This is a genomic window from Arthrobacter sp. B055-34 (assembly GCF_059090425.1).
Genome location: NZ_JBNHFQ010000009.1, coordinates 51437 through 77105, shown reverse-complemented (window position 1 = coordinate 77105; position 25669 = coordinate 51437). Strand labels below are relative to the sequence as shown.

The following is a 25669-nucleotide window of genomic DNA, read 5'->3' as shown; positions in this document are numbered from 1 at the left end:
TGGCGTTATGGCGCCTACTGCTCCGCCCGGGAAGGTAGACTACTTACTAGATAAAAACCTTTCATACCCGGCCCTGGAGGCTTAGTGGACTTATTCCTCGGGGGACGCTACAGGACCGGTGACCTTATCGGTACCGGTGGTGCGGCCTCGGTATACCGTGCGACGGATGAATCACTTGGACGTGAAGTTGCCGTCAAAATGTTCGCCCCCACCACCCCGGACGACGACGAATACCGACGCCAGCACACGGAGACGCTGCTGCTAGCCACGCTGAGCCATCCTGTGCTTGTCACGCTTTTCGACGCCGGCCTCTATCAGTCGGACGACGGAGCCACCACTAGCTATCTGGTGATGGAGTTGATCGACGGCCGGGATCTGCGCAAAACACTGGCGGCAGTCGGACGGCTGGATCCAACGACGACGGCGAACATTGGCGCGGATCTGGCGGACGCGTTGAACTACATCCACGAGAACGGCGTAGTCCACCGGGACGTCAAGCCGGCCAACATCCTGATCGCCGATACCGGCAGCCAGGACACCCGTCTGCATCCAAAACTCTCCGATTTCGGCATCGCACGCGTAGTTGACGCTTCAGTCTCCACAGTTCACGGTGCCACAATCGGAACGGCAAATTACCTGAGCCCGGAACAGGCACTGAGCCATCCGGTGACGCCCGCTTCCGACATCTATTCGCTTGGCCTGGTCTTGCTGGAATGTCTCACCGGCGAGAAAGCCTTTCCGGGGCCGATCGTCGAAGCCGCGGTTGCCCGGTTGCTGCGCGATCCTGAAATCCCTGAGGATCTCGGAGCGGCATGGGGCCAGCTGCTGCGTGACATGACCGCCAGGGAACCGCAGGATCGCCCGACGGCGCACGATGTCGCCTTGACCTTGCGGTCTTGGACGGAAACATCCATGCCGTCCCTCCCTGCTCCTGAGCTTGCCCCGGAACCGGCCGCCCACAACGGGGTAGACACGGGCAATGTCACCACAGGCAACGTCATCATTCCGGCTCCGCCGAACCGGGCCCCCAGCGTCGGTTAACTCCGGCGGCCTCGGCTACGCGGAGGTTTTCAATGAGTCATCCCGAGGGGCTACGCCCGCCGAGCCAGACGGCGTAGAATCCGGGTAGAACCCATGACGGGCAACAGTTGGGCACGGCAATGAGTCGAGCTTTGATGCACTGCACGATGTTGGCTACTGCCATTTCCCTTGCGCTCTGTGCGAGCGGGGCGGCCGGCTTCACCGAAGGGCTCCCGGCAACCCCGACGGCACTCCAGCTCAGCGATATCTCGTCCGACGGCTACCCTCCCCGCGGGATTACTACGGGACGTGCCCTGCTCACCACCTTGGTCAAGCGGGCCCCTGCGGGTCCGGAATTCCGGCAAGCAGCCTTCGACTACCCCGTGATGCGGCCGGACGGCTGTACTACTGAGGAACACGTCCTGATCGCCAACGCCAGCGACCCAACGATGTCCTCCCCCTGTACCGTCAGCAAGGCGCAATGGCCCGCCGTCTGGGACATGCAGGTCTTAGAGGATCCGGCCCAGATGGATGTGGCGCACCTTGTTCCGCTTGAAGAGGCCTGGCACTCCGGGGCCTGGGCATGGACGCCTGAGCAGCGCCGCGAGTTCGCCAACGATCTGACCAACAGCCTGACCCTGACCATCCTGTCGACCGGCGCCAACAAGGAGCGCGGCTCCTCGGATCCCGCGCACTGGTGGCCGCCCTATTTCGGCGTGCACTGCAAATACGCTCAGGAGTGGGTGTGGATCAAGGCGCGCTGGAACCTGAGCGTCGATCCTGCTGAGTACGACGCGCTCATGATCCAGCTGGACGAGGCGGAGACCAACATGTGCCGGAACATCCCGGTCGGAGTCCCTCCGCTCGGTCTGGACCCGGGTGTCGGACCGGCCGCGATCATTGGGGCCGTCGTCGCAGGGCCGCCGGGCATCCCCTTCAAGGGAATGGCCGTGCAGGCGTACGACGCCGACCAGTCGCTGGTGCGGGAAACGCAGGTCCGGCTGGAAGGCGCCTTTGAGCTGACCGGCCTGCCGCCCGGCGACTATACGGTCAAGTTCCTCGGCGGCACCACGGGCGCGGCCGACCAGTGGTACAGCGCGTCGGGTCCCGGCGGACCGGCTACGGTCATTGCGCTGTCAGCCGGCGCTGTTGCCAGCGGAATCAAGGCGGGGATGACCGCCGTCGTAACTCCTTAGCCGCCGATGATTCCACGTTCAGTGAACAAGCGGCCGGAAAACTTCGGCCAGGGGTTGACGTGATCATCGGCACAGGCCATGATGGATCGTATACGATTTCATACATAAGCAGGAGGATGTCTTGTCTGAAGCACATGTCGCTCAGGAAACCGAAGCGGTCACGCTGCAGCCCGTCGATTCTGCCACGCTGAAAAGCACCGGCAAGGTGCTCGCGGTGCACCTCTCTTACTCTTCCCGGGCAGCCCAGCGCGGACGCGTTCCGGCCAACCCGTCCTACTTCATGAAGGCCTCGTCCTCGTTGAGCCTCAGCGGCGGCACGGTGGAGCGGCCTGCCGGCACGGAACTGCTCGCGTTCGAAGGCGAAGTTGCCCTGGTCATCGGCAAGCCCGCCCGCCGCGTCAGCGTCGAGGACGCCTGGAGCTACGTCGGCGCCGTCACCGCCAGCAACGACCTCGGCATCTACGACATCAAGTATGCGGACAAGGGTTCCAACATCCGGTCCAAGTCCGGCGACGGCTTCACCCCGGTGGGCCCGGCCCTCATTCCGGCCGACCAGGTAGACCCGGCGGCACTGCGCGTCCGCACCTGGGTCAACGGCGAACTGGTCCAGGATGACACCACCGAGGCACTGATTTTCCCCTTTGCCCAGATCATCGCCGACCTGTCCCAGCTGATGACGCTGGAACCGGGCGACATGATTCTCACCGGCACGCCGGCCGGTTCCTCGGTCATCGTCCCGGGTGACGTCGTCGAGGTTGAGGTGGATTCCCCGTCCACATCGCTGAGCAGCGGCCGTCTCGTAACCACCGTCATCCAGGGCGAGGTACCGTTCGCGGAATTCGGCAACACCCCCAAGGTCACCGACAAGGACCGCGAGGATGCCTTCGGGTCGGCAGAAGCCGCCGGGCTGGCCGCCGAGAAACCGGTTTTGACCGAGGAACTGAAGGCCAAACTGGCTTCCGTCGCCACGGCCACCATCTCCGCCGCGCTGCGTAAGCGCGGGCTGAACAATGTCAGCATCGATGGCCTGCAGCCGACCAAGACCGACCGCAAGGTCATCGGTACCGCCCGCACCCTGCGGTATGTGCCCAACCGCGAGGATCTGTTCAAGAGCCACGGCGGCGGCTTCAACGCCCAGAAGCGCATCATCGATGATCTGAACGAGGGCGACGTCCTGGTCATGGAGGCCCGCGGCGAAAAGGGCGCCGGCACGCTCGGTGACATCCTCGCTCTGCGCGCCCACAAGCGCGGCGCCGCCGGTGTGATTACCGACGGCGGCGTGCGTGACCTCACCGCCGTCGCCGGCCTGGATATCCCGGCCTTCTACGCCTCGGCGCATCCGGCCGTACTCGGGCGCAAGCACGTTCCGTGGGACACCGACATCACCGTTGCTTGTGGCGGAACCACCGTACAGCCGGGCGACATCATCGTGGCGGACGCCGACGGCATCCTGGTGCTGCCGCCGTCGCTTGCCGAGGAAGTAGCTGACGAGGCCGTCGAGCAGGAGCGTCGCGATGCCTTTGTCTTCCAGATGGTTCAGGAAGGGCACAAGGTGGACGGACTTTTCCCGATGAATGAGGACTGGGTCGCCAAGTACCACGAATGGGTCGCCGCCGGCGGCGGGCAGTAACGGCAAGACGATGTCCACCACTGCCATCCCCGCACGTACCGAGGCCCGATCGAAGTCGGAACAGGCCTACGAGGTGCTCAAAGACCGGATCACCGGCGGCGCCCTCGTGGCCGGCTACCGCCTGGTGCTGAGCAGCATTGCCGAAGAACTCGGCTTCAGCGTGGTGCCGGTCCGGGAAGCCATCCGCCGGCTGGAGGCCGAGGGACTGGTCAAGTTCGAGCGCAATGTCGGGGCCACGGTGGCCGGCGTCGACGCCACGCTCTACCTGCACACCATGCAGACCCTGAGCGTGATCGAAGGAGCCGCGACCGCCCTGGCCGCCCCGCTGATCACTGCGGCGGACATCGACAACGCCCGTCGGCTCAATGCCGAACTGCGCCGGTGCCTGGAAGATTTCGAACCGCAACGCTTCACGCGGATCAACAACGAACTCCATGCCATCCTCTACGGCCACTGCCCCAACCCGCACATCCTGGACCTGGTCCACCGCGGCTGGAACCGGCTGAACGCCATGCGGGCCTCCAGCTTCGACCTGGTACCGGGACGGGCGCGCAAGTCAGTTGAAGAACACGACCAGCTCATCGCCCTGATCGAATCGCGGGCCGACGTCCACGAGATCGAGATGGCCGCCCGGGCACACCGGACGGGCACGCTGAACGCCTACATGGCTCAGCACAACCAGCCAGCGTCAGCCATCTAGCCGAACAAGCGCAAGAACAACCCAGAAAGAAAGGTGCATCGTGGCCGAACACTACGTTCCCGAGGACCTGCCCACCCACATCCAGCACTTCATCAACGGCAAGTTCGTCGACTCGGTCGGCGGCCAGACGTTCGACGTGCTGGATCCGGTGACCAACAAGACCTACGCCACCGCGGCAGCCGGCCAGAAGGAAGACATCAACGCCGCTGTCGCCGCCGCCCGAGAGGCCTTCGTCAACGGCCCCTGGCCAAAGATGAAGCCGCGCGAACGCGCCCGGGTCCTGAACAAGATCGCCGACGCCGTCGAGGCCCAGGAAGCACGTCTGGCCGAAATGGAGACCTTCGACACCGGTCTGCCGATCACTCAGGCCAAGGGCCAGGCGCTGCGCGCCGCCGAGAATTTCCGCTTCTTCGCAGACCTGATTGTCGCCCAGTTCGACGACGCCATGAAGGTCCCCGGCTCGCAGATCAACTATGTCAACCGCAAGCCGATCGGTGTTGCGGGCCTGATCACGCCGTGGAACACCCCGTTCATGCTTGAGTCCTGGAAGCTTGCCCCGGCCCTGGCTACCGGCAACACCGTGGTGCTCAAGCCGGCCGAGTTCACTCCCCTGTCCGCTTCGCTCTGGGCCGACATCTTCACCGCGGCCGGCGTACCGGCCGGCGTCTTCAACCTGGTCAACGGCCTGGGCGAAGAAGCAGGCGACGCCTTGGTCAAGCACCCGGAGGTCCCGCTGATCTCGTTCACCGGGGAGACCACTACCGGCCAGACCATCTTCCGCAACGCGGCCGAAAACCTCAAGGGCCTGTCGATGGAGCTCGGCGGCAAGAGCCCCTGCGTCGTCTTCGCCGACGCGGATATCGACGCCGCCATCGATTCGGCACTGTTCGGTGTCTTCTCGCTCAACGGCGAACGCTGCACCGCCGGTTCGCGCATCCTCGTGGAGCGCCCGGTCTACGACGAGTTCCTCGAGAAGTACGCCGCCCGGGCAAAGAACATTGTAGTTGGCGACCCGCATGACCCGAAGACCCAGGTGGGCGCCCTGGTCCACCCCGAGCACTACAACAAAGTCATGAGCTACGTGGAAATCGGCAAGTCCGAAGCCCGGCTCATCGCCGGCGGCGGCCGCCCCGAAGGCCTGGAGGAAGGCAACTACGTCTCCCCCACCGTCTTCGCCGACGTCAAGCCGGATGCCCGGATCTTCCAGGAAGAGATCTTCGGCCCGGTTGTCGCCATCACGCCGTTCGACAGCGATGAGGAAGCCCTGGAACTGGCCAATGGCGTCAAGTACGGTCTGGCCGCCTACATCTGGACCCAGAACCTGACCCGCGCACACAACTTCTCCCAGAACGTTGAAGCCGGCATGGTCTGGCTGAACAGCCACAACGTCCGCGACCTGCGTACGCCATTCGGCGGGGTGAAGGCATCCGGCCTCGGCCACGAGGGCGGCTACCGCTCCATCGATTTCTACACCGACCAGCAGGCCGTCCACATCACACTCGGCAGCGTCCACACCCCGAAGTTCGGCGCCGAGGCGGCGTCCGAGATCGATTACTAAACCGCTTCAGCGACGAAGGAATGAACACCATGAGCAACGAAATTCCCAAGCCCAGCGTCCCTGCTCCGGACATTGTCCGCTGCGCGTACATGGATCTGGTCGTGACGGACCTGGCCAAGTCCCGCGAGTTCTACGTGGACGTCCTCGGCCTGCACGTGACCGAAGAGGACGAGAACACCATCTACCTGCGCTCCTTCGAGGAGTTCATCCACCACAACCTGGTGCTGCGCAAGGGCCCGGTCGCCGCCGTGGCATCGTTTGCCTACCGGGTGAAGTCCCCGGCCGAAGTGGACGCCGCCGAGGCGTACTACAAGGAACTCGGCTGCCGCACCGAGCGCCGCAAGGACGGCTTCTCCAAGGGCATCGGCGACTCCGTCCGCGTGGAGGACCCGCTGGGCTTCCCCTACGAGTTCTTCTACGACGTCGAGCACGTCGAGCGCCTCACCCAGCGCTACGACCTCTACAGCGCCGGTGAACTGGTCCGCCTGGACCACTTCAACCAGGTCACCCCTGACGTCCCCCGCGGCCGCAAGTACCTCGAGGACCTGGGCTTCCGCGTCTCCGAAGACATCAAGGACTCCGACGGCGTCACCTACGCGGCCTGGATGCACCGCAAGCAGACCGTCCACGACACCGCCCTCACCGGCGGCGACGGCCCGCGCATGCACCACGTTGCCTTCGCCACGCACGAAAAGCACAACATCATCCAGATCTGCGACAAGATGGGCGCCCTGCGCATCTCCGACCGGATCGAACGCGGCCCCGGCCGCCACGGCGTCTCCAACGCGTTCTACCTCTACATCCTGGATCCGGACGGCCACCGCATCGAGATCTACACCCAGGACTACTACACCGGAGACCCGGACAACCCCACCGTCACCTGGGACGTCCACGACAACCAGCGCCGCGACTGGTGGGGCAACCCGGTAGTGCCGTCCTGGTACACCGAGGCCTCCCTGGTCCTGGACCTGGACGGCAACCCCCAGGAAGTCATCCAGCGCACCGACGCCTCCGAAATGGCCGTGACCATCGGAGCCGACGGCTTCTCCTACACCCGCGAACCGGGCCAGGAGCGCGGCTTCAAGGTCGGCGCCCAACTCTAGCCAAGCTGTAACAAAATTCGACGGCGGGGTGCGGCACATAGCCGCACCCCGCCGTCGTGCATTTAATCGCCTTAGCCGCCGTGCGTTCCGGCGGACGTTCAAGACACCGTACGGTGGCGCCTTTATGCGGCGCCGGCTACTTCGACCAGCCGACGCCGGTGGTCCATGACTGCTACGGCCAGCGCTACCAGGACCACGCAGGCGATCGCGCCGAAGCCCACGGTAATGGCCGTTTGCCAATCCGTTTGGGCCAAGGTGGCAAAGGCGATTGCCGTCATCATCGCGATCCCCACGGAGGTGCCGATCCGCTGTCCCGTCTGCTGCACTCCCCCGGCGCTGCCCGCATAATCCAGGGGAACGTCGGCAAGTGTCAACGTCTGGTTCGGGCTGATCACCAGCCCCTGCGCCGTGCCCACGAAGGACAGCGTAAACAGCAGCCACCAAAAGTTCAGGCCGAACGCCGTCTGCCAATGGATGACCAGCACGCTCGAACCCAGCCCGAAGAGGGCGCACAGGATTCCCCAGATCACTACCCGCCGCCCGTACTCCATCACCTTTCCGCCGGACCAGTGGGACCCCACGGCTGCCATGATGGCTGCGGGCAAGCTGATGAGGCCTGCCTCCAACGCGGTACGTCCCAACCCGTTCTGGACGTAGAGCGCAACGAGAACCCAGACACTGGTCATGCCGAGCATGTAGAGCCCGGAAATGATGGTGCCATTGGTGAAGCCTGCACCGCGGAACAAGTGCAGATCCACCATCGGACTGCGGCCGCGCAGTTTGTAACGGTGCTCCCACCACGCCCAAAGGGCCAGGACCGCCAAACCGGCGGGCAGCATCGCCCAAGTCCAGGCCGAGCCGCGAGACTCGACGAAGGGCAGCAGCACAATAAGGACGGCAAGGCCCAGCAGGAACGCCCCGAAAGGGTCCAGGTCCCGCGGTTGATAGCCGGCCGGCCGTGCTTTGGTAAACGGCAACCATGACCGGCCCAGCGGGATGGACTCGGGGTCGGCGACCTCCACGGGTGCGGCACGTGCCGGAGGTGAGCCGTTCAGCATGGGCTTCGGGAACCAGAGGAAGGCCAGAATCAAGGCCAGGATGCCCACGGGAACGTTGACCAGGAACGTCCAGCGCCAACCGTGCTCCACACCGAAAATCTGGACCAGCAACCCCCCCAGCAACGGCCCGATGGCAACCGAGACACCAATGGCCGTGCCCATCAGGCCAAAAGCCCGGGCCCGCTCGCCGTCCCGGAAGTACTGCTGGATCATTCCGATTGCCTGTGGGTTGAGCAGCCCGGAGCCAAGGCCTTGAATGAACCGGGCGATGTTCAGAGTGAATGCATCGGGGGCCAGGCCTGCGGCGATCGACGAGAGGGTAAAGATCACCAACCCTGCTATGAAAATCGGGCCCCGGCCGAAGATATCGCCGGCGCGCCCGGCGGCCACGAGCACGATGCCGAAGGTCAGCGCATATCCGGAGAGCACCCACTGAATATCGGATTGGCTGGCACCCAGCCCGGTCTGGATCGAGGGCAGCACGACATTGACAATGCTGACGCCCACCAGCGCCATGAAGACGGTGACCAGCAGGACCCCAAGAATGCGCCAACGGCCAGGATCCAGAACATAGTCCGGATCCTGGGACGGATTCAGCGGTGCGGTCACCCTCCATTCATACGCCCGCACCTCTCGGGGTCAAAACTTCCGCTGTTATGTCGGCGAGGCGCCGCACCGGTCTACCATTGGAGCTTCAGCCCAGCTATAGTTGAGCGTTTCCCTTCGGCGCCGGAGCCAGGTTGCCGCCAGCATCCCGGTTACGATTTCCCAGCTGATCAGCACCAGCATTCCGCCCGATCCGGCGCCAGCTGCCGTAGCGGCCGGAGCCAAGGCAGCTGCTTCGGCGTGATGGCTGTGGCTCACTCCGCCGTTCGGCGCCAGCAGGAGCACGGCGTGGAACGCCGCCATCGACAGGGCTGCAAGCATCAGCATCTTCGCCGGCCCCGCCCCGCCCGCACGCCACAGGACGAGGGCGCAGGGCAGGCAGGCAACAGCCATCGCCAGCATCACCCCGGCCTGCCACCAACTGTCCCGGTGCGCCCATGCCATCCAAAAGTGGGCGGCGACCGCGACGAAGGCGGCGAGGGAGCAAAGACGGGCGTGCCATCCAGTCTCAGCCACCGCCTTCGGCCTCATCAACTGCAACATCAGGACCCGCTACCGGTGGCAGTGCCCGCCGGCCGGCTTGCTCGGCGGCACGTCCAGGACGGGGCTGCGGTCGAAGAAACCGTCGGGGCGGAGCTTGAAGCCCGCCGTATCGACCGGCATGATCGGCCAGTCCTCCACCCGGGGGTAGTGCGTCAGGCCGAAAGTATGCCAGACGACAATGTCCTCGCCGTCGATATTCCGGTCCTGGGCAACGTAGGCCGGCAGGCCTGCCCCACCCGCATGCTGGTTGACGAAGTCTCCGGTGGGGTACCGCTCGGCGTCGTCATAACGCGTGACCCACAGATCCTTGGTGGCGAAAGCCGCGCGTCGGGCTACCGAAGAACCGGGATCCGCCAGCAGGGTCGGCTGGCCCTCCGGGTACAGCTTGTAGGCCACTGGCTCGCCGAGACGGTTCAGCGATTCGGGATTGGAAATGTGCCAGGTGCGCCCCACTGCCATGTTCGCTTCCCTGGCCGCCTCCGATTCCCTGGCCAGCAGAGTACGACGCCGGGTGAAGGCATTGCCGCGTTCGTTGCCTTCACAGGTGGGCACCCTTACCGCTTCTTCTTCCTCCACCCGGTTAGTAAAGCCGTCCAGAGCCACGTCCAGCCGTGCGCTGAAGAGATGCTGGTGGTACGGCGCACCGAGTCCTGGTGCCATCTCGGACGCGTACTCGTACCCCTTGCCTGGGTACGCACTGGTGAACACGATGCCGGTGGCCTTGGCCTCGAACTCGATGGTTCCGTCCAGGTACAAGTACCAGTAGAAGCCGTAATCGTAGTTGCCGATGGTGGTGAAGAAGGAGACCACCATGCGGCGGTTGCGGCGGGTGTAGTTGATACCCGTCCATAGGTCGGAGTGCTTGGCGAGAATGCCTGAGTCCTCTTCATGCATACAGATGCCGTTGCGGATCTCGCGTGGGTTGCCGAAGCCGTCGGCAATGACCGGCGAGAGGTAGGTGATGTCGCCCAGGCAGTCGCAGCCCAGTTCCAAGGAATTGGCGTACTGGCCCACCTGGTATTCGCCCGTGTCGAAATAGTTCTGCCACGAGCGCACAGGTGACGGATCACCGTAGGGGACGACCATCTCCGCAATGGAAGCGCGCTTGATGATGGAGCGGTGGCGTTCGCCGTCCCGGAACGCGATGTTGTGCAGCACCACGCCTTCGCGGGCGTCGAAACCAACATCGAAGCTCCACTTTTCCCACTCGATGTGGTTGCCGCCGGTCACGGTGAAGCTCGGCCCCTCCGGCTGGCTGATCTCGATCGGCTTCTGGGTGGTGCGCAGTTCCCCGGTCAGTTCCGGGTCCGTGTAGTTGCCGTGCTCGGCGGGGACCGGCACTGCGCCGAAGTCCAGCACCTGGTCCACGCTCTTATCGACTACGTCAACGTAGGCCACCAGGCCATCGATCGGGTGGGCCCAGGCGCTGTCCTCAGGGAACTCCTGGTAGAAGGCCAGGCCACGCAGGATCCGGCGGCCCTTCTCCTCCGGGTACTCGAATACCCCCGCGGATAGCGGGGCCACCCGCACCTTGTCGACGTCGAGCCCCCGCTCCGCGAGCGCTTTCAGCCAGCGTCCGTCCTGGGCAAGAATCTGCTCAACAATCTCGAATTCTTCCTCCAGCACGGGCAGTTCCCCAGTGAGCGAAGTATCCAGTTCAGCCACGGACAGCACGCGGTTCTCCGTGACCGAGACAGTGACATCCTGGGGCGCGGCACCTGAGACATCATGCAAAAACGCGCGGAAGCGCCGGTCCTCCGCGCCTTGGGGCCCGCGTGGAGGATCAGTCAGTCCGAGGTACGCAAACCTCGTCGCGTCGCCTACCAGACCGTGGTCGGCAAGGATTTCGCGGACCCGGATGATTTCATCGGCCGTAGCCAAAGCGTAGGCAGTGTTGGTGACTCCCGCTGAGGTGGTCATGGCTACCCTTTCAAATAGGAAGTTGCTGGCCGTATCGATGCCCTTAGTGACGGCCTCGGCTACGAACTTTGTTTTTCTATGTCTGTAGAGAATAACGGCCAGTAAGATGCATCACAAGGGGTGAGACCCAAAATTTTCAAGGGAGCAAGAAGTGCCGAAGATCGTCGACCACGACCAACGCAGGTTGGAACTGGTGAGCGCCACCTGGCGGATCATCGCCCGTCTTGGCATGGATGCCGCTACCATGCGTGAGATTGCAGCCGAAGCAGGTTTTGCTAATGGTGCGCTCAAGCCCTACTTCCCCACGAAAGATGACTTGCTCGCGTTTGCGTTTGAGCACGTCTTCAATCAGACCAACCGGCGCATGGCCGCTGCCACCACAGGCAAGACCGGCTTGGCCGCGCTTCGCGCGTACTGTAAGGAAATTCTTCCGCTGGACGAAGACCGGCTGAACGAGGCCCGCATCGTGATTCCGTTTTGGCAAAAAGCCTTGACCGACCAGTCCAAGGCGGAACTTCACGATTCCTCAATGGAACAGTGGCGGACAAGCCTGGTCGAGCAGTTGCAGCAGGCGCGCTCCGACGGCGAGGTTTCAACCGCAGTCAGCGATGAGGCAATCGCCGGGCATGTCATGAACATGGTATTGGGCGCCCAGATTACTGCTGTACTGGATCCGGACCACTACTCCCCGGCCCAGCTGGCCGCCCAGCTGGATGGCTATCTGGAGCTGCTGGCGGCTCGTTCCTGACCGCTACGTTTTTCGCCCGCTGTCGAAAAACATGGCGGCGACCGATAAAAGCCGCTAGATTGGACAGAGTGTGCTTAACCACACACGCCGCAGCAAAGGGCGGGTAGAAGTAAAGGGGACGTTGTGCCAGCAACTACAGTGCGCAGCATACGGGGACAGCAGTCCGGTGACGTGCAGACAGCCGTCGCCGATAACTTCAGCCAGTGGCACCACCTGGTGTCCCAATCCTTCGTGCCCCTGGAGGTCCGCTCGGACAAACGCCAGGATTTCAGTGGTGTGCTGCGTTCGCGGGTGCTGGACGAACTTTCCATCGTAGAGGTAACCGCAAAAGGCCATCAGGTACTGCGCACTCCGGCGCTGATCGAACGGTCCGACCGGCTGTTCTTCAAGTTGAACCTGCAGCTCTCCGGCCACGGCATCCTCATCCAGGACAACCGAGAAGCCGCACTGCGTCCTGGAGACATTGCCGTGTACGACACCCACCGGCCTTACACCCTGGCGTTTGAGGAGGACTTCCGGACATTGGTGGTCATGTTTCCCCATGACGTCCTGGATCTCTCCCCCGACGAGGTGGGTCAGCTGACTGCCGTGCGGATGGCCGGAGACCAAGGTCTGGGCCGAATGATCAGCCCGTTCATGATGCAACTGGCGGAAAACCTGGAAGTACTCACCGGACCGAGCGGCCATCGGCTGGCGCACAACGCCGTCGACCTGATCGCCACCATGTTCGACAACGAACTCAGCACCAGACGAAGCACCGAGGAAGGACGACATAGCGAACTGCTGGTCAGGATCCGGCAGTACATCGAAGCCAACCTTGGCGATCCGGGCCTAGCTCCGGCGAACATTGCGGCTGCCCATTACATTTCCACCCGCCAGTTGCACAACATCTTCCACCATGCCGATACCACTGTCGCCACCTGGATCAGGGCACGGAGACTGGAACACTGCCGGCGGGATCTGCGCGATCCCATTCTTGCCGACCGGCCCGTCGGAACCATTGCCAACCGGTGGGGCTTTGTCGATGCAGCGCACTTCAGTCGCATCTTCCGCAGTGCCTACGGACAAACGCCGAGCGCCTACCGACTGGGCTGAACAACGGGCATCCGACCACCACGCTCCCAGCATCAGCTAGAGCCCGCGCATCACCGCGATCAGTACCGTACCGCAAGCTGTGCACGCTTAGACAAGACCGCTGCCCGCGACGACAACCCCTTGCCGAGTGATTGATGCCACAATCGAGACATCTTTTATTCTCCCGTCGGAGGTTTTAATGACACAGCAACGAGCACTGCAAACTCCACCTAGCACAGAGACTCAAGGCTTAAGCCGCCGGACTCTGGGCGTTCCTGCCCTTGTTTTCATGATCATTGCCGCGTCGGCCCCGCTGACTGTAATCGCCGGCGGCACACCCAGCAACTTCGCCGTTACCGGTGTGGTGGGAATTCCGGCGTCCTTTCTGCTCCTTGGGGTCTGCCTGGCAGTCTTTGCGGTCGGCTACTCGGCAATGAGCGCCCACATCCGCAACGCCGGGGCCTTCTACGCATACATTGCCCAGGGGTTGGGACGGGCGGCCGGAGTCGGCGCGGCGTGGGTGGCGCTGGTCGCCTACAACGCCATGCAGATCGGCATTTACGGCCTGTTTGGCTTCGCGTCCGCCTCGTTCATCGGCAGCAAGATCGGCACCGAAGTTCCATGGTGGCTGACCGCCGCCGTCGGATTCTTGATGGTCGGCTGGCTCGGCATCAACAAGGTGGATCTGTCGGTCAAAGTGATCGCCGTTCTGGTGGGTCTGGAATTCCTGGCTGTCATTGTGTTCGACATTGTCGCCTTGGCCGTGCAGCCGGAAGGTATCTCGGCAGCGGGCCTGGCCCCATCGAACCTGTTTACTGCAGGAGTGGGCGCAGCTTTGGCGTTCAGCATTGCCGGATTCATGGGCTTCGAGTCGGCCGCCATCTACAGTGAGGAGGCCAAAGATCCCAAACGTTCGATCGGGCGGGCTACGTTCATCGCCATTGCCGTCATCTCACTCTTCTACGCGTTTTCGGCCTGGGCAACAACCATCGCAACAGGGCCTAGCCAGGTTGTCGCTCAATCCCAGGAATTCGGCCCCGACCTGCTCTTCGTCTTTCTGAGCGCGCACGCGGGTACTGTCGCAGCGGACATCACGCAGGTCCTGTTCATCACGAGTCTTCTGGCCGCTCTCATTGCCTTTCACAACGCCGTAGCGCGGTATGTCTTCTCGCTGGGACGGGAAGGAGTCCTCCCAAGGCGGCTGGGTTACGTCGGTCCGCAAAGCCATGCTCCCGTTGCCGGCTCGCTCGTCCAATCCGCGCTTGCCCTGGTGATGCTGTTCATTTTCGCCGTCGCTGGCAACGGGTCCGAGCTTGGCCCGCTGTATCCTGTCCTGACCTTCTTTACCTGGCTGACGAACACCGGGGCATTCGGTCTTGTCCTGCTGCTCGTCCTGATTTCGCTGGCCGTCATCGGATACTTCCGCAGGCACGGTGAAGGATATTCAGTCTGGACGCGTATCGTCGCTCCGGCACTCGCTGCCGCACTCCTGGGCGCCGTATTCGTCATGATCGTTGTCAACTTCGATGTACTCATAGGCACCGAGGGAACGTCACCGCTTTCATGGATCCTGCCCGCAGTCGCGTTGGTGCCCGGCGTACTCGGAGTGCTCTGGGGACTGTATCTGAAAAGTGCCAGGCCACAGGTTTACAGCGGCATCGGTAGCGGCGGAAACGGGGATGACTAGGCTGGCGTTTGCCAGCCAGAGTACAACACAATCACGGCGTTAAACAGAAGAACCGGGGCTGCAGAGGTTGGGGGCTGTGCAGCGCCGGTTTTTCCGTCTCAGGCCTCTCGTTCAAAGACCCGGGATCAAACGAAGCGGGCTTCTTCCCAAGCTCGGCTTCCTCCCCTAGCCTATGGACTGGTGCAGAAAACTGCGATGGGGAGAACTACCCATCGTGTCAGCTTGACCTCTGGAGGAATGCTGGCACGAAAGTAGCAGCGCCAGATCCAGCACTCGAATAAGGAGCCTCCATGCCGGCTCACGCGAGATCCGGGCAGCCACGGCGCCAGACCACCATGCTGCGCATCGCCACGATGAACGTGCTTTCCCCCTCCCACGCCCATTGGCCGGTCCGGAGTCCGCTGCTCAAGGAATGTTTATCACGGTTGGAAGCTGACGTATACGCCCTGCAGGAAATCGATGCCACCGGAACCCATGACGCGGCTGCCGAACTCGTTGGATCCGGGTACATCATGCGGCACACCAGGACTGCTCCTGAAGGCACAGGTGCTGTGATTGCTTCCCGCTGGCCCATCGTCGTGCTCCATGAGCTGGACTTGGATGTTTCACCACGAACCTCTGCAGACAGTTGGTACTCGGCCGTGATTGCCGAAATCCACGCACCAGTTCCTTCGGGCACGTTCCTCATGGTCCATCAGAAACCCGTGTGGCAGTTCGGCTACGAACGTGAACGTGAGCTACAGGCAGTGGCGACCGCACGCGACGTGGAAAGACTGCTGGACAGCGCAGACCACCATGTCATACTCGCCGGAGACTTCGACGCCGCACCGGACGCTGCCAGCATCAGGTTCTGGACCGGCCTGCAGTCTTTGGAAGGAATCAGCGTCGCCTATCAGGACTCCTGGACCGTAAAGCATCCGCATGAACCCGGCCACACCTTCAGCCCGCGCAACGTCCTGGTCCGCAACGGCGACATGCCGTTGGACCCCGGCCGGCGGATCGATTACATCATGAACCGGTGCGGCGTCCATGGACCGTCGCTAGCCGTAGCCCAGTGCAGGCGGATAGCGGAGCCTGACGCGGCAAGGCAGCCTAGTGGTCACTACGGCCTGTGCACGGACTACCAGACTCCCATGCGGCCCGTTGGCACTCCGCCTGCGTAGCACGAGGACGCAGGACTGCACCTGTACCGTCAGGGATGCAACCATCCGCGGTGCCAGACTAAAGGCGGGCTGGCTGCTACGTGGAGATCCGCAACAGCCCGCCCGCCTTCATGGCCCGAGGGCTTCTAGTTCTGGCGAGCCTCAGGATGCTTCTGCAGGTATTCCCGGTGCGCTTCTTCCACGCGCAGGTTGGCGCCCTTGGTTTCCTTGACCACGGACACCGCCACCAGCGAGATCACAGATAGCACCGCGATGTAGATTCCGATGGAAATGGTGGTGCCGGTCCACCCCAGCAACAACTCAGCGATCATCGGAGCGAAGGCGCCACCCAGAATCGCGCCGATCGCGTAACCGATCGAGACACCGGAGTAGCGAACGTTGGCAGGGAACATCTCCGCGTACAGTGCCGACTGGGGACCATAGGAGAGGCCGAGCCCGATGGTCAGCACAAAGGCCGCCACAGTGAACCAGATGATGCTGGCGGTGTCGATCAGCAGGAACATCGGAACGGCCCACAGCAGAACCCAAACGTAGCCGATCTGGAAAGTGCGGATTCGCCCGATCTTGTCGGAAAGGATGCCGCCATACATGGTAAAGGCCAGCCAGCCGAACGCTGCCAAGGTGCTCGCCAGCAGCACGGCGGAGCGGTCCATGCCCAGCCCGCCATCGGCGATTTCTTTGGTTGCGTAGGAGGCGAAGAAAGCGATCAGCAGGTAGCCGGCAGCGTTGTTGGCAATGAAGATCAATGCCGTCAGGATGACTTCTTTCCAGTTGTGCTTGAACAACTGGCCCAGAGGGGCAGCAGATTCCTTCTTGCGCTCCTGCATCTCCTTGAAGACAGGGCTCTCATCGACTGTCCGGCGAATCAGATAGCCGACAACAATCAGTACCACGGAGAACAGGAACGGAATACGCCAGCCCCAACTCAGGAAGGCCTCCTCCGTCATGAACGTGGTCAAGAGCCACATAACACCGGTGGCCAGGATCATCCCGCAGGGAACACCGATCTGGGGGAAGGCGCCGAAGAAACCACGCTTGTTGCGTGGAGCATGCTCCACAGACATCAGAGCGGCACCGCCCCATTCCCCGCCCGCTGAGAAGCCCTGCAGGATCCGGAGGAAGACCAGGAGGATCGGAGCCCAGATACCAATCTCCGCGTAAGTCGGCAGGACACCGATGAGGGTGGTAGCCAGACCCATCAGCAGCAGGGTAAAGACCAGCATAAGCTTGCGCCCCAGCCGATCGCCCAAATGGCCGGCAACGATGGCACCCAGCGGCCGGAAGAGGAAGCTAATGCCCAGCGAGGCCCAGGCCACAATCTGGGCTAGGCCCGCACTCTCCTGCGACAGCGGGGCGAAGTACAGGCCGGCGAGCACCATGCCGGCCGCCTGGGCATAGATAAAGAAGTCGTACCACTCGATGGTGGTGCCGACCAGCGTTCCGGCTAGAACCTTCCGCTCCTCGTGCCGTGTAGCGGGAGGAAGGTTGTCTGCCAGTTCTTCTGACGTTGACATGAGAAACTCCGATTGTCCGAACGGGAACATTACTTACAGAACGGTCGGTAATGTGACTCTGGCAATATTACACGATGGTGACTTGGGGCACAGTCCGAAGCCTAACGATTAGGCAACGGCGCTTCAGTGCCCGCAGTGCCGACAGGAGCTAGCAGCATTCCACGCAACGGGTCCACCGGCCTCCGGCCAAAAGGGGAGGTTCAGGCCGAGGAAGAAGGCGCTCTTGACGATCGCATTAGCAACAACCTGATGCGCCACAGCGCACCGGCACCGGGTTACGCCTCGCCGGGCATTGCACGGCTACCGCCGGCAGGATGATGCGCTCGATCGGCACGAAGAGGCCCTCGAAGACACGACGCTGTCCTTCTCATCGAAGCGCGGCCATTCATCATAATGCTTGGTGTGCAGCAATGCACTGCACCGCATTGCCCGCACACCCCTGCCCATCCGTTCTATATTTGAACATCACGTCCCGATATAGAACAATGTAGGAATATGAGCGCAGACACAATTCCCTGTGCAATGGTTCTCTCCGACGGAAAATAGGATGGGCTGATGAGTGAGGCTCGTATTTCAACACCAGCGGTTCCCGCTGGTGTCTCGGCGCGCGCGGAGGGATCAGCCAAAGCGCCCGCCCACTCGCAGACTTTGTCCCGCGGGATTCGAGCTCTTGAGATATTGGCCGAGGCACGGTCGCCGATGACGATCGCGGAACTCTCGGAGGCTCTCGGCGTCCACCGGTCGATCGCCTACCGGATTCTACGTACGCTGGAGGACCATTCGCTGGTGCTGCGTGATTCGGCCGGGCGAGTTCAGGCCGGACCGGGTCTGGCTGCACTGGCCCGCGGGGTCTCACGTGATCTTCAATCGGCAGCGCTTCCGGAGCTGACTGCCCTGGCTAATGGACTGGCCATGACGGCGTTCCTCGCCGTATGGGACCAGCGAGACTGCGTCACGCTTATCACGGTGGAACCGCGCCATGCTTCAGCCACCTTGGCCCAGCGGCCGGGCACGCGACACTCCTTCAGCGCAGGCGGTCCGGGTATCGCCATCCAGTCCGCCCTAACCGAAGAGCAATGGGAACAACTGGCCTCGGGACAGGCGTACCGTCCCGAGGCCAGGAAAGCCCGCGAAGTCGGCTACAGCGTCAGCCACGAGGAAGTCATACCGGGAACCTCCTCGGTGGCGGCGCCTATCCGCATTCCGGGACAGTTGCCGGCTGCGGTCGCCGTCGTTTACGTCCGAACTGACAAGCCGGAGGCTGAGTTGGGGGCAGAATTGATCCGGGCAGCTGCCGCAATAGAGGACGAACTCCGCTGACTACCTCCGGTTGCGGACCAGCATGGCACCGAGAAGGCTCACGGCCAGCATAGCCACGGACGCGGCGGCCGCAACCACGAAGGCACCCTGGTAGCCCGATGTTTCGGCAATCGCCCCGGCAACTCCGGAGCCGAGGGCCGAGCCGAGCACTACCCCGCTAGCCAGCAGGGTCATAACGGTGCCCAGCCGCTCGTCCGGAGCGACCTTTCCCCCGATGGTGAAGATCGTGACCATCGTGGGTCCGACGGGCAGCCCCACGAGCAGCAGTACTACGAGCATCGGCACCACTTCAGTTGGCAGGAACAGCAGCAGGCTCAGGACGGCCATTGCTGCGGCGCTAGCGATCCAGCGTGAGGCATGGGAAAACGTCTCCGACCAGTATGCGACAGACAACGCCGTCACAGCGGAACTCAGTCCGAGCACGGCATAGAGCAGGCCTGCCGTGTCCGCCGCGCCAAAGCTACCGCCGAACGCATTCAAAGCATTCTGGGTGGCGCCGAAGAACGTCCCCATGGCAATCATCCCGGCCACAGGAATAATGACAACTCCCCAGTTCACCGGGGTCTTCCGCGCCGCGGCCGCTGCCTGCGGGTGCCGTTCAACCAGCTTCGGGGTCACTGGTTGGACGCTGCGGTAGGTCGGGTGGACGGCGAAGGCCGAAACCATCACGATGGTCAGGGTTGCCGCCAGCGCAAACGGCAGCCAGGGTGCTACCAAGGCCGCCAGCAGTCCCACCAGTGCCGGCCCCAGCACGAAGGTCAGCTCGTCGGCAGTACTTTCGTAGGACAGGGCCGTATCGAGTTCCTGCTTGTTGTTCCTCGTCATCGCCATCCACCGCACGCGCGCCAGCGGACCCACTTGCGGGCATGTGGCTCCCATAAGCAGAGCAGCGCCGAGGGCGAAAAAGATTTCCGGCCCGGCGAAATTGGCGGTGAGGTAGGCTGCGGCAAGGACGAGGCCAATGCTCAGTGTGTGGGCAACAGCCGAAATCAGCAGGACCGGGCGTTGGCCCGCCCGGTCGGCGAAATATCCGATCGCCGGAGCGCCGATGGCGGATCCGACGCCGACTGCGCCGGCGGCGAAGCCACCGATTGCGTAGGAACCGCTAACGGCGGTGAGCAGAGTCAGCGCTCCCACCGTGAGCATGGCCAAGGGTAGCCGTGCGAGGAAGGAAATGGGCAGGAAGCTTGGTCCCGCCAAGGCTGGCAGGCGGGCGTAACGGCCGAAAATGCTGCCTGATGATGATACTTCCGGCACGTCGCCCGTGGCCTCAGCCGCTGGGGCGTTGGGAGTTGGGGTGGAGTCCGCACTTCGTGTCATGTCATTTTCCGATAGCAAGAACCGCGCATCGTCCCGCCTCCCGATGCGCCCAACCCGGATAACGGCATAATCCTACACCGGTTGCAGGATGGGTGATTCCGCCGTCATCATCCGCACGGTGGAGCCATCGCGGCCTTTGCTGATCTGCAGCTGCGCTCCGATGCGCTGCTTCATTTCGGCCACATGGCTGACCAGTCCTACGACCCTGCCGCCGTCACGGAGGCCTTCGAGGGCGTCCATCACCTGTTCAAGCGCCTGTTCGTCGAGGCTGCCGAATCCTTCGTCCACAAAGAGAGTTTCGATATCGACTCCGCCTGCCTCAGCCTGGACCACATCCGCCAGCCCCAGGGCAAGGGCAAGCGATGCCATGAAGGATTCACCGCCAGAGAGCGTCGAGGTATCACGGCGTTGTCCGGTCCATTCGTCACTGACGTGGAGCCCGAGACCCGACTTCTTGTTGCCCGACTTCGAGTCGTCATGGACGAGCCGGTAACGTCCGTCCGTCATGGCATTCAGGCGTTCCGACGCCGCCGCGGCGATCTGCTCGAGCCGGGCAGCAAGGACGTAGGTGGTGAGCGTCATTTTCCGTTCATTTTCGCCCAGGCCACGGACCGTGTCGGCAACAGACTGCACCAGCTCGAAACGTGCCCGGACCGGCTCCAACGATACTGCTGCTGCCTCCAGCCGCCGGCAATAGTCGAGCAGCTGTTCCGCGGACTCCCGCAGCACACCGTGCCGCACGGCCGCGGCCTGCAGCTCCGTTTCCATAACCAGCGCCTTGTGCCGTAGATCCTCCAGCTCCGCTTCGTCCGGCAACGGTTCCCCATCAGTTTGGGCTTGCCGAGCACGGGCGACGCGGTCCGAGGCCTGCAGCAGTTCGATCCGCTGGCCAAGGGAGGCATACGCACGGTCCTGCAGCTGGGCCTGTTCCAGCTCGCGGGCCGGAAGGAGCGCGGCCAGGACATCCGCTTCCGAGCCAAATTCCGAACCGGCTATGGCGTCCTCAAGCTCACTGCTGCACCGTTCCAGGGTTGCCAGCGCGTACGAGTACTCCCCCAGCGACTGACGGCATTGCTTGAGCAGGCCGTCCAGTGCGGTCAAGCCCTCCGCCAGCTCCTGCAGTGTGCCGCCCGACGGGAGAACCGATGCAATCTTCTGCTCCAGTTGGTCGGCCTGCCGCGCCGCGGCCTCGGCATCCGAGCGGGCACCGGCAGCAGCGACAGCCAGTTCCGCTCCTTGGCTCAACAGCGCCGCGAGCTCGTCCCGGCTCTTTTCGATCAGACCGCGCAGACGCTCGCGGTTTTGTGCGGCCTCCTGTGCCTGGCCAAGGAGCTCCTGCAGGTCGCGGACAGCGGCAGCAGCCGCTTCCGGTTCGGTTTCCCCGCCTTGGGCCGCCAGGGCCGCCAACTTATTCCCGAGGGCAGCAAAACTTTCCTGCGATTTCGCGTAGGCAGTCTCGGCCTGGGCATGCTCCCGACGGGCTGCGGCTTCCTCTTCCCGGCTGACCATGGTGTCGCTGTCTGCTGTTGCCAGCCGCGGATGTTCGTCCGATCCGCAGACCGGGCACAATTCACCCTGTTCGAGTGTGTGGGCGAGCTCAGCGGCTGATTGCTCCAGCCGCCGCTCCAGAAGGTCGAGCCAGTGCTGTTTCAACTGCAGTTGCAGTGCATTGGCTTCATCGCGCACCCGCCTGGCAGAGTCAGCCCGGGCGCGGCAGGCGCCGTAGGCGGACACCGTTTCCGCGACCGCCTCTGCCTCTTTCAACTGCTGCCTGAGCCGTTCGACGTCCGAGTCCGTGCCGTCGGCGGCGGCCAGGTCGACGGCGAATTGTTCGCCGGCAGCGCGGGTAGCTTCTGCCTCCGCATCTACCTTTTCGTAGCGGCGGTCAAGCTGATCCGCAGTTTGCAGCAGCCTCTCCGCCTGGGCCCTGGCCTCCTTCAGACGGGCTTCCTCAGGTAAGAGCACGCGGATTCTGCCCAGTTCATGGCCGATGGTGCCTGCAGCAGTTTCGATCAATGCCTGGGCCCGGTCGGCTCCCGTAGCCGGCAGTTCCAGCTTCCCGGATGCGAAATCGGGCGCGTAAATGCCGCATAGCGGATGGCGCGCTGCGCGTTCGAATGCTGTCTGTGCCGCGTGGAGACTGTCCCCGGTCCTGGATGAAGCCTGGTCCCGGTGCCGGATGCTGGATTGCAGCAGTTCCGCGGCCCGGTGGGACGTAAGTACCTGGGCGCGCCGGCTGGATCCGTTCGCCCCTGCCGTCTGCTCCGCTTCCAGACTCTGCAGGAGAAGCCAGTCCGCGTGGTCGGCCAGGCGCATTTCCTGACGCGCAATGCCGCTCCTGAGTTCTTCGAGTGTCCTGCGGCCGCTCCCGACGGCGTCCTCTGCCTCCTGCGCGAGCCGCTCGACGGACGAGTGCAGATGCTGCAGCTTCTCGGCGGCCGGTGCACTGTCCTCCGGCAGTTGTTCCGGCGTCAGGTGACGGTTCGCTTCTTCCTCCGCACGGCGCAGCAGGTGTCCCAGCTCCGATTCGGCGGTTGAAAAAGCAGCCCGTGCCGCGGCGGCGTCTGCAGCCAGGAATTCCTCGATCAGCTCATAGCGGTCCGTGTCGAACAGACGCTGCAGCAGCGGACGCCGCTCTTTGGCATCCGCCCTGAGGAAAGCCGCGAATTCGCCCTGGGGCAGCATCACCACTTTGGTGAACTGGTCGAGGCTCATGCCCAGCACGTCGCCAAGTTCGATGGCGGCTTCGTCATTCCTAGCCGATTTGTCGATCCAACTGCCGTCGACGAGTTCGCGCAGAAGGGTACGCGCCTGTTCGGTAACACTGCCCTTGCTTGACCTGGCGGAGGGCCGGTCCCATTGCGGCGAGCGCGTCACTTCAAAGCGGCGGCCCCGGGCGCTGAACTCACACACTACTTCCGGTGCCAAGGCCGGGTCCGCGTGGTCGCTGCGCAACCGTTTGCCGCCCTGCCGGGCACCGGGAACGGATCCGTACAGGGCGAAACATACCGCATCCAAAATGCTGGTCTTGCCTGCGCCGGTCTTGCCGTTGAGCAGAAACAGACCGTGGGCACTGAGCTCATCAAAATCCACGCTCTGGCGTTGCGCGAACGGGCCGAAGGCCTGGATCTCCAGCCGGTGCAGCCTCATGCCGACACCTCCGCGGCTTGCACCTTGGCCAGGGTTTCCATCAGCAAACCTCGTTCCGCATCCCCCGCTGACCGGGACCGTACATGGTCAAGAAAACCGCAGCAGACCTCCAGATCATCCTGTGCTTTGGCGATACGTTCGCTGTAGGTCAGGCGGTCCGTCCGTGGGCCTCCTTCCGGCTCGAAAGCGAGGACAAGCGTATGGGCGAAACGGGCGCGGAGCCGTTCCATCGCTTTCAGCGGCCGCTCGGCATCCGTAACCGTGATCTGGCAGTAGGAATCTTCTGCCGCGGCATGTTTGTCGGATTCCAGCAGGTCCGCCATGCTGCCGCGCAGCACGGCGAGCCGGCGCCCGGTGTCCCAACTGACGTTCTCGGCGCCCACAAGGCCGCCCCGGTCAAATTCAAGCAGGATACCGCCCTTGTGGTGGCCGGCTTCGGAAAACGAATATTGCAGGGGCGAACCGGAATAGCGCACCGATGCGCTCAGCTCCTGGCGCCCGTGCAGGTGGCCCAGCGCCACATAGTCGAGGCCATCGAAGAGATCCAACGGGACTGCCCCTACTCCACCGATGCTCAGGTCCCGCTCGCTGTCCGAGGTCAATCCGCCGCTGGCGAAGGTGTGTGCCATGACCAGCGAGCGGATCGGCCCGCGTGCCGTGCGGCGCTCCAGATCCTGGTGGATACGTTCGAGTGCGGCACGCATCACGGCAGTGTGCGTGGGCGCGGCTGCCTCCAGTTCCTCTGCCGTCAGCCGCGGCTCCAAGTATGGAATGCCGTAAACGGCCAGGGTGGCGCCGTCCAGCTCAAGTTCCACTGGGGTGGCCAGTTCGGCAATCCGGGTCCGCAGGTGGACGCCGCCGTGGGCCAGAATAGCGCCGCCGAAGCCCAGGCGCGAGGCCGAGTCATGGTTGCCGCTGGTCAGGATGATCCTGGCGCCGGCCGACCGGATTCTGGACAGCGCGTCCGAAAACATCGTCACGACGTCCACCCCCGGCAGGGCACGGTCATACACATCCCCGGCAATGAGCACGACATCCACGCTGTGTTCCCGGACCGTATCCACCAGCTGGTCGATGAAGTGCTGTTGCGCTCCAAGCATGCCGACGCCGTGGAAAGACCGGCCAAGGTGCCAGTCCGATGTGTGCAAAAGCTTCATGGCTTCAAAGCTACCTGCCGGCTCTGACAGTTTTTCGCAGACCTGCCGTTATCCACAGGTGTCCTTTTACACAGCTGTGTCCCGCCCCTGCGGCAGGGACGGGACACAGCTACTCAAAGCAGGCGGCGGGAGCGCCTTACTCGGTGGAGTCCTTGCGGCCGGCGTCCTTGGGAGCCGGTTTCTGGTCGAAGAAGTCGCGGGCTTCGGCGGCACCGAGATCATCCCGGCCAGGCTTGCCGTCAGCAGTCTTCTTGTCGTCTTCGACGGAATCTACCACCGCATTGCCCCCGGCGACGCCTTCGCCGGCTGTGGTGCCCGTAGCCGTACCGGCAACGGAACCGGCAGTGGAGGTATCGGCAGCAGCCGAAGCCTGCCGTCCGGTGTCGTCCGCATTTTTCGTCTTGACGGCAGGCACGGTTTCAGCACTGCGGTACAGCAGTCCGGCAATCACGGCGCCCAGCAGCGGGGCGACCCAGAACAGCCACAGCTCGCCCAGGGCGGCCGGCTCGGCAAAGTAGACCGCGGCGGTGGAGCGTGCCGGGTTCATGCCTGCGTTGGAGATCGGCAGCAGGGCGGCGGTCAGCACGGCGAAGGCCAGGCCCACGGCGTAGGGAGCGCTGCGCAGGCGGTCGCGCGAAGAGGTGGCACCGAGGTAAATGGCCACGAGCATCGCGGTGCCGATCGTTTCCGCGAGGAAGACGCCGGCCATTGTGAAGCCGAGGTCTTCGCCGGAGGCATACCCATTGGCCACGGAGGAGAATACCTGGGCGGCCTGGGATCCCACCGGGTGGCTGCGCATGATGACCCACAGCACGACGGCGGCCAGCGATGTCCCGACCAGCTGGGCGATGATGTACGGCAGAACGTTTTTCCAGCTGGTCCTGCCCGCGAGCGCACTGCCCAGCGTGATCGCCGGGTTGAACTGTCCGCCGGAGATGTGGCCGAATGCCAGCATGCCGGCGATCACGGCCAATCCGAACCCGAACGGTACGGCGAATCCGCCCTGCGGGTTGAACATGCCGATGCCCAAGGCACCGAAGAACAACAGAAAGGCACCCGCAATCTCGGCGGCGATCCGCGCCGACATCCCATAGCCCTCCCCGAGCCGGGGAGGCAGCTCCCTCACGGCCGGCGGTGCGGGACGTGGCTGGGGGTTCTCAGCCTGCTCTGTCGACATCTGGTTATTACCTCCTTGGGCCGGT

At 63.6% G+C, this 25669-nt stretch carries 19 protein-coding genes; 11 read left to right on the top strand and 8 right to left on the bottom strand.

Features of this window, described 5'->3' with window-relative positions; genetic code table 11:
- The first annotated feature begins 84 nt into the window (after positions 1-84).
- The 6 genes from AC5RWO_RS16715 to hpaD all read left to right on the top strand — a co-directional run bounded on the left by AC5RWO_RS16715 (position 85) and on the right by hpaD (position 7207).
- Positions 85-1041, top strand: a complete 957-nt coding sequence (locus AC5RWO_RS16715; protein WP_498732657.1) for a serine/threonine-protein kinase — start codon at positions 85-87, stop codon at positions 1039-1041.
- A gap of 146 nt (positions 1042-1187) precedes the next feature.
- On the top strand, positions 1188-2216 hold the full coding sequence (locus AC5RWO_RS16710) for a GmrSD restriction endonuclease domain-containing protein (RefSeq protein ID WP_498732656.1): 1029 nt from the start codon (positions 1188-1190) through the stop codon (positions 2214-2216).
- A 163-nt stretch (positions 2217-2379) separates the two neighbouring features.
- Positions 2380-3846, top strand: a complete 1467-nt coding sequence (locus AC5RWO_RS16705) for a fumarylacetoacetate hydrolase family protein (protein ID WP_498732758.1) — start codon at positions 2380-2382, stop codon at positions 3844-3846.
- Positions 3847-3856: 10 nt separating this feature from the next.
- Positions 3857-4546, top strand: coding sequence for a GntR family transcriptional regulator (locus tag AC5RWO_RS16700; protein ID WP_498732655.1), 690 nt, complete (start codon positions 3857-3859; stop codon positions 4544-4546).
- 40 nt (positions 4547-4586) lie between these two features.
- Entirely contained in the window at positions 4587-6104 is a 1518-nt protein-coding gene (hpaE, locus tag AC5RWO_RS16695; protein ID WP_498732654.1) for a 5-carboxymethyl-2-hydroxymuconate semialdehyde dehydrogenase, read from the top strand.
- Positions 6105-6133: 29 nt separating this feature from the next.
- A complete protein-coding gene (gene hpaD / locus AC5RWO_RS16690) occupies positions 6134-7207 on the top strand; it encodes a 3,4-dihydroxyphenylacetate 2,3-dioxygenase (protein ID WP_498732653.1) in 1074 nt (357 codons plus the stop codon).
- A 122-nt stretch (positions 7208-7329) separates the two neighbouring features.
- Here the strand turns inward: hpaD and AC5RWO_RS16685 are convergent, their stop codons facing one another.
- From AC5RWO_RS16685 to AC5RWO_RS16675, 3 genes are read right to left on the bottom strand one after another with little or no spacing between them, the layout of a single operon-like run.
- Positions 7330-8874, bottom strand: a complete 1545-nt coding sequence (locus AC5RWO_RS16685) for an MFS transporter (protein ID WP_498732652.1) — start codon at positions 8872-8874, stop codon at positions 7330-7332.
- A 45-nt stretch (positions 8875-8919) separates the two neighbouring features.
- The gene (locus AC5RWO_RS16680; RefSeq protein WP_498732651.1) at positions 8920-9387 is read right to left on the bottom strand and encodes a hypothetical protein; all 468 of its coding nucleotides are present in this window, start codon (positions 9385-9387) and stop codon (positions 8920-8922) included.
- A gap of 36 nt (positions 9388-9423) precedes the next feature.
- Positions 9424-11334, bottom strand: coding sequence for a primary-amine oxidase (locus AC5RWO_RS16675; protein ID WP_498732650.1), 1911 nt, complete (start codon positions 11332-11334; stop codon positions 9424-9426).
- Positions 11335-11485: 151 nt separating this feature from the next.
- On the opposite strand from AC5RWO_RS16675, the gene AC5RWO_RS16670 reads away from it, so the two are divergent.
- The 4 genes from AC5RWO_RS16670 to AC5RWO_RS16655 all read left to right on the top strand — a co-directional run bounded on the left by AC5RWO_RS16670 (position 11486) and on the right by AC5RWO_RS16655 (position 16006).
- Entirely contained in the window at positions 11486-12082 is a 597-nt protein-coding gene (locus tag AC5RWO_RS16670) for a TetR/AcrR family transcriptional regulator (protein WP_498732649.1), read from the top strand.
- A gap of 123 nt (positions 12083-12205) precedes the next feature.
- A complete protein-coding gene (locus AC5RWO_RS16665; RefSeq protein ID WP_498732648.1) occupies positions 12206-13177 on the top strand; it encodes an AraC-like ligand-binding domain-containing protein in 972 nt (323 codons plus the stop codon).
- Positions 13178-13355: 178 nt separating this feature from the next.
- Positions 13356-14843: an APC family permease gene (locus AC5RWO_RS16660; protein ID WP_498732647.1), complete on the top strand. Its 1488-nt coding sequence runs from the start codon at positions 13356-13358 to the stop codon at positions 14841-14843.
- Positions 14844-15133: 290 nt separating this feature from the next.
- Positions 15134-16006 carry an endonuclease/exonuclease/phosphatase family protein gene (locus AC5RWO_RS16655; RefSeq protein ID WP_498732646.1) on the top strand — a complete coding sequence of 291 codons (873 nt, stop codon included), beginning with the start codon at positions 15134-15136 and terminating at the stop codon, positions 16004-16006.
- 125 nt (positions 16007-16131) lie between these two features.
- Here the strand turns inward: AC5RWO_RS16655 and AC5RWO_RS16650 are convergent, their stop codons facing one another.
- On the bottom strand, positions 16132-17520 hold the full coding sequence (locus AC5RWO_RS16650) for an MFS transporter (protein ID WP_498732645.1): 1389 nt from the start codon (positions 17518-17520) through the stop codon (positions 16132-16134).
- Positions 17521-18075: 555 nt separating this feature from the next.
- Here AC5RWO_RS16650 and AC5RWO_RS16645 point away from each other — a divergent pair.
- Positions 18076-18840 carry an IclR family transcriptional regulator gene (locus tag AC5RWO_RS16645; protein WP_498732644.1) on the top strand — a complete coding sequence of 255 codons (765 nt, stop codon included), beginning with the start codon at positions 18076-18078 and terminating at the stop codon, positions 18838-18840.
- Here the strand turns inward: AC5RWO_RS16645 and AC5RWO_RS16640 are convergent, their stop codons facing one another.
- The 4 genes from AC5RWO_RS16640 to AC5RWO_RS16625 form a co-directional block, all read right to left on the bottom strand.
- Complete coding sequence (locus tag AC5RWO_RS16640) at positions 18841-20160, bottom strand: MFS transporter (protein ID WP_498732643.1); 1320 nt, start codon at positions 20158-20160, stop codon at positions 18841-18843.
- A 72-nt stretch (positions 20161-20232) separates the two neighbouring features.
- A complete protein-coding gene (locus AC5RWO_RS16635; protein ID WP_498732642.1) occupies positions 20233-23310 on the bottom strand; it encodes an AAA family ATPase in 3078 nt (1025 codons plus the stop codon).
- Positions 23307-24467 (bottom strand): exonuclease SbcCD subunit D, encoded by a 1161-nt coding sequence (locus tag AC5RWO_RS16630; protein WP_498732641.1) that lies wholly within the window; start codon positions 24465-24467, stop codon positions 23307-23309. Before AC5RWO_RS16630 ends, AC5RWO_RS16635 begins: the two co-directional genes overlap by 4 nt.
- A gap of 136 nt (positions 24468-24603) precedes the next feature.
- Positions 24604-25644, bottom strand: coding sequence for an MIP/aquaporin family protein (locus tag AC5RWO_RS16625; RefSeq protein ID WP_498732640.1), 1041 nt, complete (start codon positions 25642-25644; stop codon positions 24604-24606).
- Positions 25645-25669: the final 25 nt, after the last annotated feature.

Bases quoted from the DNA above. Each gene is read 5' to 3' on its own strand.
- AC5RWO_RS16710 (WP_498732656.1), top strand. From the start codon at position 1,188: ATGTTGGCTACTGCCATTTCCCTTGCGCTCTGTGCGAGCGGGGCGGCC.
- AC5RWO_RS16700 (WP_498732655.1), top strand. From the start codon at position 3,857: ATGTCCACCACTGCCATCCCCGCACGTACCGAGGCCCGATCGAAGTCG.
- hpaD (WP_498732653.1), top strand. From the start codon at position 6,134: ATGAGCAACGAAATTCCCAAGCCCAGCGTCCCTGCTCCGGACATTGTC.
- AC5RWO_RS16675 (WP_498732650.1), bottom strand. From the start codon at position 11,334: ATGACCACCTCAGCGGGAGTCACCAACACTGCCTACGCTTTGGCTACG.
- AC5RWO_RS16660 (WP_498732647.1), top strand. From the start codon at position 13,356: ATGACACAGCAACGAGCACTGCAAACTCCACCTAGCACAGAGACTCAA.
- AC5RWO_RS16655 (WP_498732646.1), top strand. From the start codon at position 15,134: ATGCCGGCTCACGCGAGATCCGGGCAGCCACGGCGCCAGACCACCATG.
- AC5RWO_RS16650 (WP_498732645.1), bottom strand. From the start codon at position 17,520: ATGTCAACGTCAGAAGAACTGGCAGACAACCTTCCTCCCGCTACACGG.
- AC5RWO_RS16645 (WP_498732644.1), top strand. From the start codon at position 18,076: ATGAGTGAGGCTCGTATTTCAACACCAGCGGTTCCCGCTGGTGTCTCG.
- AC5RWO_RS16640 (WP_498732643.1), bottom strand. From the start codon at position 20,160: ATGACACGAAGTGCGGACTCCACCCCAACTCCCAACGCCCCAGCGGCT.
- AC5RWO_RS16635 (WP_498732642.1), bottom strand. From the start codon at position 23,310: ATGAGGCTGCACCGGCTGGAGATCCAGGCCTTCGGCCCGTTCGCGCAA.
- AC5RWO_RS16630 (WP_498732641.1), bottom strand. From the start codon at position 24,467: ATGAAGCTTTTGCACACATCGGACTGGCACCTTGGCCGGTCTTTCCAC.
- AC5RWO_RS16625 (WP_498732640.1), bottom strand. From the start codon at position 25,644: ATGTCGACAGAGCAGGCTGAGAACCCCCAGCCACGTCCCGCACCGCCG.